This is a genomic window from Sphingomonas sp. (assembly GCF_031380695.1).
Classification (GTDB): Bacteria; Pseudomonadota; Alphaproteobacteria; order Sphingomonadales; family Sphingomonadaceae; genus Sphingomicrobium.
The window spans coordinates 1-8,496 of record NZ_JANMWY010000316.1 but is presented as its reverse complement, the minus strand read 5'-3'; the positions used below and the strand labels follow the sequence as shown (position 1 = coordinate 8,496).

The window sequence follows — 8,496 nt, the reverse complement described above, 5'->3', positions numbered from 1 at the left end:
GCGGTCTGGCCCTCGATCCGCTGGCCGTCGCGAATGATAACGCCGGACAGTCGCGAATTGTCGGGCCGCGCGCGGTGCTCGACCTTAATGACTTCCGCCCCTAGTTGGGCCAGGATACTGCCGACCTGAGGCGCGGACCAGACCCAGCCCAGGTCGAGGACGCGCAGACCAGTAAGCGGGCCGGTCCCGGTCGCGTGTTGCGCGCCGCCGGCATGTGCCAGCAGGGTGCCCGCCACGTTCGACGCCTGCGCGACGCCGCGCGCTTCTGCCACCCGAAACGGCAAGCCGGGGCCGACCAGTTGGCGACCGTCAACAGTCCACGGACGCAGGAAACCGCGCTCGGCCAGCTGCGGGGTCGCGAGCACGTCGGCTAGGTTGCGCAGCGGCGCGATGGTCAGGCGGTAGCGATCGGCGATCTCTTCGATCTCGGCCTTGGTGCGCTCGGCCAGCCAGGGCGCAATCAACGCATCGACTTCCTCCGGATATTGCTGTCCCATCGCGCGCAGCTTCTGGTAGCGCGGCTCTTGCGACCACGTCGGCGATCCCATCGCCTCAACGAAGCGCTGCCACTCGGCGCGAGTTCGGCCCGACAAGCATACAGCGCCGTCGGCGCAGGGTAGGATGACGAAGGGATAGGCACCCCCCGAATCGGCCGCCCGTCGCCCCGCGCGTCGCCAACTCATTCCGTGATGGATATAGAAGCGGCAATTGACCCCAACATAATGCGCCAGCACGTCGGTTAGCGCGATGTCGACGATCCGTCCGCCATCGGGCGCGGGTCCCGACAGCCGCGCCATCAGGCAAGCGGCGGCGAGATGCGCGCCAGCCTGGCATTCCAGCACGCCGGGCGGGATGGCGAGCGGCGGCCGACCCGGCTCCCCGAGCGCCCAGGCAACTCCCGCTTCGGCCTGTGCATCGATCGCCGCCGCGGGCACACCGGCCAGCGGGCCGGTCAGTCCGAAGACGGAGGTAACACCGAAGACCGTATCCGGCTGGCCGGCTGCTACTTCGGCTATCGTGCGACCGATCAGTGCCTTGAAGCTTGCGGCATCATCGGTGATTAGCAAGTCAGCACTGGCGACCGCGTCGGCTGTACCCTCAGGCGATGTCGCCTGCTTGTCGGCCGCATAATAGGCCAGCGCCAGCGCGATCTGATCGGAACCGTCGGTTGCGGTTGGCAAGGTGCCGATGCGGACCACCTCGGCACCCATCTGTTGCAACAGCCATCCGCAATAGGCGCCGGCGATGCCGCTGCTGATTTCAACCACGCGCAGCGGCGTTCCGCTCGCGCCACTCATCGCGTGGCCTCCCGTGCGGGATCCGCGGCCGCGGCGCCGTTGCTCAACATGGCGTCGATCACGGCTTGGTCGAGGCCGCTTTCGCGGAGCACCTCGATGGTGTGTTCGCCCAAGCGGGGTGCCGACCGGGCCCAGGGCACGGGCTTCCCGTCGGCGATCCAGGGCAGCCGAACATGCGGTACGCCGTCCAACTCGGCAAAGATCCTCCGCTCGACGGTAGCGTCGGCGAGAACTGCCTCCTCAAGCCCGGCAACCGGCGTGACCGGCACTCCCGCGGCCTGCAACCGTTCGACCCAAACGGCCACGTCTTCGCCCGCGAGCGCAGCGGTAATCACGGCCGTCAGCTCGCTATTGTTATGGCTGCGATCGGCGACTGTCAGGAAGCGAGGGTCCGAAAGTAACTCGGATACCCCAAGCACCTGGGTTACTCGCTCCCACAGCCGTTGGTTCGGTGCTGCAATCATCAGATCGCCATCGCGGGCGGGATAGACCTCATACGGAGCTGCAATCGGGTTTCCCGAGCCCGCGCGCTTGGGCCGCTGACCGGTCATTCGTGCCGTCGTGGCCTGATAGGCGACGAGGCTGAAGGCCGTATCGACGAGCGCGGTATCCAGCGCGCGAATGGGCTGGCCGCGCTGCTTCGCTAGCATGGCCGCCAGCACACCCATCGCGATCCACTGGCCAGTTCCCAAGTCGATCACCGACGGCGCGCAGCGCACCGGCGGTGCCCCGTCATGGCCGTTCATCCGCATGATTCCCGAAAACGCCTGAACCAGCGGGTCATAGCCTGGTAGATCGCGACCGACCGGACCCGCTCCGAACGCGCTGAGCGAGTAATAGAGGATGTCGGGGTTCACTGAACGGACTGCGTTTTCGCCAATGCCGATTCGATCCGCGACTCCCGGTCGCATGGTCTGCAGCAAGACATCGGAGCGCGCCGCAAGCCCCAGCGCGGCCTCGCGACCCGCACTGGTCCCCAAGTCGAGCACGACGCCGCGCTTACCGGCGTTCATGTGGCGATGGACGACGCTGGCCCCGTCAACGTCCGGCGGCCACGCGCGGGCGTCGTCGCCGGCTGGCGCTTCGACCTTCACGACATCGGCGCCAAGCTGCGCAAGGATCATGGTGGCATAAGGACCTGCCATGTTGGTGGAAAAATCGACAATTCGGACACCGGCAAGGGGGGCGAACGCTGCGCTGCCAAGCGCGGAGTTAGAAGCGCTTGGATTTCTCATTGTCGCCCTCTAGATTCTTTGAAGATCCTAATGTAGGACCATAGAATAATGTGGTCAAGGGTAACGGGAGGCGGGGCATTGCAAGGGCAATCGACCGAAATTTTGAATCCGACGACATCGCGACCGTCTGAGTGGACGTTCGCAGACGTCTGGGAAACAATCGCCGCTGAAATTCCCAACCGGGCTGCGCTCGTCCACGGCGACGAGCGAATTACCTGGCGCGACTTCGACCGACGCGCGGACGGGATTGCGGCGGCGTTGCTCGACGGTGGGCTGCAGCCGCAAGACAAGGTGGCGCTCTACCTCCATAATGCACCGGCCTATCTGGAGAGTGTGTTCGCGGCTCTGAAAGCAAGTCTGGTTCCGGTAAACACCAATTATCGCTACACCGGTGATGAACTGGTCCAGCTGTGGACCAACGCCGATGCCGCCGCGGTGGTCTTCCATGGCGCTTTTACTGCGCAGACCGATGCGGTGCGCGCGCGCTGCCCCTCGGTGCAGGTTTGGCTATTCGTTGACGACGGCGAGGCTTCATGCCCTAGCTGGGCCATTCCCTACCATAAAGCGGCGGAATCGTCGGTTGGGCGGACCGTTGCGGCCCAGGGTCGCAATGGCGACGACCAGGTTCTCATTTACACTGGTGGCACGACCGGCCTCCCACGCGGAGTGATGTGGCGCCAGCACGACCTGTTTCTGGCCTCCAACACGACCGGCGATCCCGAAATTGCCGACCTCGATCACGTCCGCAAGCGACTCCACGGCGTTGCGCCGCCGGTCGGCCTGCCCGCCGCACCCCTGATGCACGGCACTGGCTTCGTGTTCGCCGCGACGATCCTCAACCGGGGCGGCACGGTTGTCACGCTGCCCGGAATGTCATTCGATGTGGCGGCGTTGCTCGACGTGATCGTTCAAGAGGGCGTGACCGATCTCTGCATCGTCGGCGACGCCTTCTGCCGCCCGATCGTTGACGCGCTGGATAGCGAACCTGGGCGGTGGAACGTCCAGCGACTCAGGGTGGTGTCTTCTTCGGGCATGGCGTGGAGTGCCAGTGTCAAGGAGCGTTTGCTGGCACATGCCCCAGAGACCTTGTTGATCGATTTCCTCAACGCCAGCGAGGCGAGCGGAATGGGCCGGGCACTTACCTCGTCAAAACGGGCGGCAAGTGGATCGCGCTTCCAATTGGGTAAGAACGCCTGCGTCATCGACGAGGCCGGACGGCCGCTCGCAAAGGGCGGCGTCGAGGTAGGCCGGGTGGCAGTCCGGGGCTATATTCCCCTCGGCTATTACAAGGATCCTGAAAAGACGGCGGCGACCTTTCCCGTGATCGACGGGGTGCGCTACGCGGTCCCCGGCGACCTCGCTACGATCGATGATGACGGTGCTATCACGCTCCTCGGCCGGGGTTCGACCTGTATTAATACGGGCGGCGAGAAGGTCTTTCCCGAGGAAGTCGAGGACGCGATCAAATCACATGATAGAATCGCGGACGCGCTGGTTGTCGGCGTTCCGCATGCGCGCTTCGGCCAGATGGTGACTGCTGCGGTGGAGTGGGCCGACGGCGCAGTCCCCGATGAGCAGGCGCTGCTCGATCATTTGCGCGGTCGGCTGGCCGGACATAAGGTTCCCCGGGCGGTGATGTCGGTAGACTCGCTGAGCCGTGGGCCGAACGGCAAGGCCGATCGCCCGGGCGTCACCGCGCGCGTCATCGCCTGGCTGGCCGAGCGCGAAACGGAGAAGACGGCATGACCGCTACCGAGCCGCATGTCCTGTACGAGAAGCGCGGCGGCATCGCCTATGTGACGCTCAACCGGCCGGACAAGCGCAACGCCTTCTCGCCGGAGATGTTGGTTCGCCTGTGCGACGTGTGGCGCGACGTTGCCGATGATCGCGAAATTCGCGTGGCGCTCCTGACCGGTTCGGGCAATCAGGCATTTTCTTCCGGCGGCGACCTGGGCACTACGATCCCGCTGATGATGCGGACGCGTCCGCCGGTCGGCGAATGGGAGGAGCGGTTCTCGCGGGACCGCAAGCAGCTGTACGGGGCGATCTTGCGCGGCGCCACGTTCTTCAAACCCGTCGTCGCAGCGATTAATGGCTATGCCTTGGCAGGAGGCGCCGAGATGGTTCTCGGCACGGATATCCGCGTCATGTCGAACGAAGCGACCATTGGTGTGACTGAAGTCCGACGTGGGCTGATCGCGGGTGGCGGATCGCTCGTCAGGCTGGCGCGCCAGGTGCCATGGGCGATGGCAATGGAACTGGCACTGGTCGGCGAACCGGTGACCGCAGAGCAGGCGCTGGCGATGGGACTCGTCAATCGCGTCGTGCCGCCGGATCAGGTAATGAGCGTTGCAGAAGAACTTGCCCGCCGGATCAGCTTGGGGGCGCCGATCGCCTTGGCGAAGACAAAAGAAGCGATGGTGCGCTCGAACGGGTTACCGTTTGAGGAGGCGTTCGCGATCGAGGCGCAATGCACCAAGGACAACGCGGCGACCGAGGATGCAAAGGAAGGCCCGCGAGCCTTCATGCAGAAGCGCCCGCCCGTCTTCGCCGGACGCTGAGCCACGAGTCCAAACGAGAGGAAGCAAAAAATGCGAGCGGTTGTGTTCACCGGCGACAGTACCCTGGACCTTATCGAGTTTCCTGATCCCACCCCTGGACCGCGGGACGTGGTCCTCGAGATCAAAGCTTCAGGAATGTGCGGCAGCGACCTGAAGCTGTATCGCCCGCCCGCAGGCGCGGCGTTCAAGGCGCTGGGGCTGAAGGACAGTGGCCAGCCAGTAATCGCCGGCCACGAGCCATGCGGCGTGGTGGCTGCGGTTGGCAACGATGTCGATCCACGCATCGTCCGCGTCGGCGACCGCGTCACGCTGCACCATTATCAGGGCTGCTGGACCTGTCCGCAATGCCGGACGGGCTGGACGCAGATGTGCGATCGCACTGCCGTCGTTTACGGCGTAACCGGGCATGGCGGCCACGCGCCCTATATGCGGGCGGCGGTCGAGACAGTCATCGCCCTGCCCGACGAAATCTCTTTCACCACCGGAGCAGCGATTTCGTGCGGAACCGGCACCGCGTACGGCGCGCTGTTGCGCCTGAACGTGTCCGCACGGGACACGGTGGCAATCTTCGGCCAGGGACCGGTCGGGCTATCGGCAACGCAGCTCGCCGCAGCGATGGGGGCACGGGTGATCGCCGTCGACGTCAGCGCCGATCGCGTGGAGGCGGCCAAGGATTTCGGTGCCGCGCACATCATCGATGCAAGCGTCGATGATCCGGTCGAAGCGATCATGGCATTGACCGGCGGCAAGGGCGCTGGAAAGGCGCTCGACACGTCGGGCGCGGCGGCGGGCCGATCGGCGGCGGTGCGCTGTGCGTCGGCCTGGGGCATGGTTTGTTTTGTTGGCGAGGGCGGCGAGGTCACGCTGAACGTGAGCCCCGAGATCATCCGCAAACAGCTAACGCTGGTCGGTTCTTGGACACTCAGCAGCGCCGCGCAGGCTGACTGCGTGCGCTTCATTGCGGATCACGGGCTGGAGGTCGACAAACTGTTTACCGACCGCTGGACGCTCGACCAGGCAGAAGCAGCGTATAAGGCGTTCGACAAGCAGGCGGGCGGCAAGGGCGTGTTCGTCAATTGACACGACCGGATGGGCAGCAGTTGTCGCTGCCGCCCGTACCGATCGCATTTCGTCAGGCGAGGTTTAGCCAGACCGTCTTGTTGTAAAGATATTCTTCGACGTGGCGACGGCCGCCCTTGACGCCGTATCCGCTCATTCGGAACCCTTCGGACTGTACAGTCACCTCTGTCGTGCCATAGCAATTGACCCACATCGTCCCGGTGCGAATGTCGCGTGCCACGCGATGCGCGGTGCCCACATCACGAGTCCAGACCGCGCCGCCCAGCCCATATTGCGTGTCATTGGCTAGGCGGATTGCTTCATCTTCGGTGTCGAATGGAATAACCGAGGCGACCGGCCCGAAAATCTCCTCACGCGCGGTTCGCATGTCGTTCGTCATGCCCGACAGGACCGTCGGCGGCACGAAATAGCCGTCAGCCAGATCGCCGCCAAGTCGTTCGCCGCCGGCGACGACCTGCGCTCCTTCCGCACGGGCAAGATCGAAATAGCCTGATACGGTGGCCATCTGCCGACCGGAAACGAGCGGGCCAAGCTGAGTCTCGGGGTCCATCCCGTCGCCTACCTTGATCGTCTTGCTGAAGGCGGCGAGGCCCTCGACGAATTCGTCGTAAATCGGTCGCTGCACGAAGACGCGCGTGCCAGCGTAGCAGATCTGGCCACTGTTGTTGAAACAGCCCATGCCCGCGCCGGGCCCCGCCCGTGCCAAGTCAGCATCGGCGAAGATGATGTCGGGCGACTTTCCGCCCAGCTCGACGGCAACCCGCTTCATGTTGCCTGCCGAAGCTTCAATGATCTTGCGACCGGTCGCGGTCGAGCCGGTGAAGGCAATCTTGTCGACCCCAGGATGGGCCGCAAGGCGCGCCCCGACCGTCGATCCCATGCCCGTCACGACGTTGACGACGCCGTCAGGCAAGCCAGCTTCCTGCATGATCTCGGCAAACCGCAGCACGCCGAGCGAGGCGTCCTCGGCTGGCTTGAGCACCAACGTGCAGCCGGTCGCGAGCGTCGGGCAGATACTCCACAGTTGCGAGATCAGCGGCCCGTTCCACGGAATGATGCCGCCGACGACCCCGATCGGGGCGCGCAGCGTATAGCTGAACAGATCGCCAGGGAATGAATTGTGCGGCGTTTCGCCCGCCAGCGCCACCGCCTGGCCTCCGTAAAAGCGTAGCGCCTGGACAATCCAGCGCTTGTAGGTCCGCGTACGTGCGATCGGCGCGCCCATGTCGAGCGTTTCCAGCACGCACAGATCGTCGAATCTGCGCTCGACCGTGTCGGCGATCGCCAGCATCAATGCCTGTCGATCGAAGGGCTTGAACCGGCTCCACGGGCCTTCGAACGCGGTACGTGCGGCAGCGACCGCGCGATCGACATCTTCCTCGGCCCCCTCGGCCAGCTGTGCGATGACCTTCCCGGTGGCGGGGTTCACGGTGTCGAATGTGCGTCCCGACTGCGCCGCGACCCACTGGCCGCCGATCAACATCTGCTTCGGTTTGCCGTCGAGGAAGGGATGGATGGTATCAGTCATGCGAAGACCATTTCAGCTTTAACCGGTTCGTTCGCCTTGGTAACTTCGGCACCGACCTGCACGTAGCAAGAAGGACAGCAGAAGCGGCGTAGGACGATAGGTTCATCAACAAAATGAGCGGGATCGACGTTCGAAGGGATGATTGTCGCCGAAGTTTCGTCCATCAGCGCTGCCGCCTTGTAGTCGCCGCTATAGCCGCAATAACGATGCCCGCACTTGTCGCACGCCAGCACGCGTTCGCCATCCTGATCGACTGCAGCAACGTATGCGTGGATACGCCGCGACGGTTCGCCGGTAGCCGGAGCCCGGCGCGAGTCGTCATTGACGCCCGAGGCGCGCCACGAAGCCCGCTCGCCACGCAGTTTGTTTCGCAGCGCTTCGGTTGCAATCCCGTCGAGGGTGCCGTCGGACAACAGCGCCACCCCGTAAATCGACGTCGCAGCATCCAGCGAAGTGTAGCCAAGCTCGACATCGCGGGCGACGCGGGCCGGCTCGCGCTCGAGCGGATCGCCATAACCGCCGCCGCCGCCGGTCCGGATTTCCATCACGTCGCCTGCGTCGAGGGGCGCGCCGTTCGATTTCGCGCGCAATGGCACGGTCCGTTCGGCGGTCAGGTCATAGATGCTGGCCGGCACAATACGGTTGCGCGCTTTTTCCATCAAATCGGTACCATAGCTGACCAGATAATGGCTGGCCGGTGCCGGGAGGCCGCCGAACAGGCCACCGCAGTTCTGCGCCGAAATGCACTGGCCGCCGGAGTTGGTGACGACGGTCATCGATTTTGACCGGTAGGG

General features: G+C 64.7%; 7 protein-coding genes. 3 read left to right on the top strand and 4 right to left on the bottom strand.

What is annotated here, in order from left to right; all coding sequences use genetic code 11:
• Positions 1 to 1,298: CoA transferase (locus RMN84_RS11435; RefSeq protein WP_309612293.1), on the bottom strand; the 1,298-nt coding region annotated here is incomplete at its 3' end.
• On the bottom strand, positions 1,295 to 2,533 hold the full coding sequence (locus RMN84_RS11430) for a CoA transferase (RefSeq protein WP_309612292.1): 1,239 nt from the start codon (positions 2,531 to 2,533) through the stop codon (positions 1,295 to 1,297). The genes RMN84_RS11430 and RMN84_RS11435, both read right to left, overlap by 4 nt.
• A 102-nt stretch (positions 2,534 to 2,635) precedes the next feature.
• On the opposite strand from RMN84_RS11430, the gene RMN84_RS11425 reads away from it, so the two are divergent.
• The 3 genes from RMN84_RS11425 to RMN84_RS11415 are packed head-to-tail and all read left to right on the top strand — an operon-like array spanning position 2,636 to position 6,174.
• Positions 2,636 to 4,279, top strand: a complete 1,644-nt coding sequence (locus RMN84_RS11425; RefSeq protein ID WP_309612291.1) for an AMP-binding protein — start codon at positions 2,636 to 2,638, stop codon at positions 4,277 to 4,279.
• Positions 4,276 to 5,094 carry an enoyl-CoA hydratase-related protein gene (locus RMN84_RS11420; protein ID WP_309612290.1) on the top strand — a complete coding sequence of 273 codons (819 nt, stop codon included), beginning with the start codon at positions 4,276 to 4,278 and terminating at the stop codon, positions 5,092 to 5,094. Before RMN84_RS11425 ends, RMN84_RS11420 begins: the two co-directional genes overlap by 4 nt.
• 30 nt (positions 5,095 to 5,124) lie before the next feature.
• Positions 5,125 to 6,174 carry a zinc-binding dehydrogenase gene (locus tag RMN84_RS11415; RefSeq protein ID WP_309612289.1) on the top strand — a complete coding sequence of 350 codons (1,050 nt, stop codon included), beginning with the start codon at positions 5,125 to 5,127 and terminating at the stop codon, positions 6,172 to 6,174.
• A gap of 52 nt (positions 6,175 to 6,226) precedes the next feature.
• Here RMN84_RS11415 and RMN84_RS11410 read toward each other — a convergent pair whose 3' ends face one another.
• Both RMN84_RS11410 and RMN84_RS11405 read right to left on the bottom strand, forming a co-directional pair.
• Positions 6,227 to 7,702 (bottom strand): aldehyde dehydrogenase family protein, encoded by a 1,476-nt coding sequence (locus RMN84_RS11410; protein ID WP_309612288.1) that lies wholly within the window; start codon positions 7,700 to 7,702, stop codon positions 6,227 to 6,229.
• Positions 7,699 to 8,478: an acetone carboxylase subunit gamma gene (locus tag RMN84_RS11405; RefSeq protein ID WP_309612287.1), complete on the bottom strand. Its 780-nt coding sequence runs from the start codon at positions 8,476 to 8,478 to the stop codon at positions 7,699 to 7,701. Before RMN84_RS11405 ends, RMN84_RS11410 begins: the two co-directional genes overlap by 4 nt.
• Between the last annotated feature and the right edge of the window lie 18 nt (positions 8,479 to 8,496).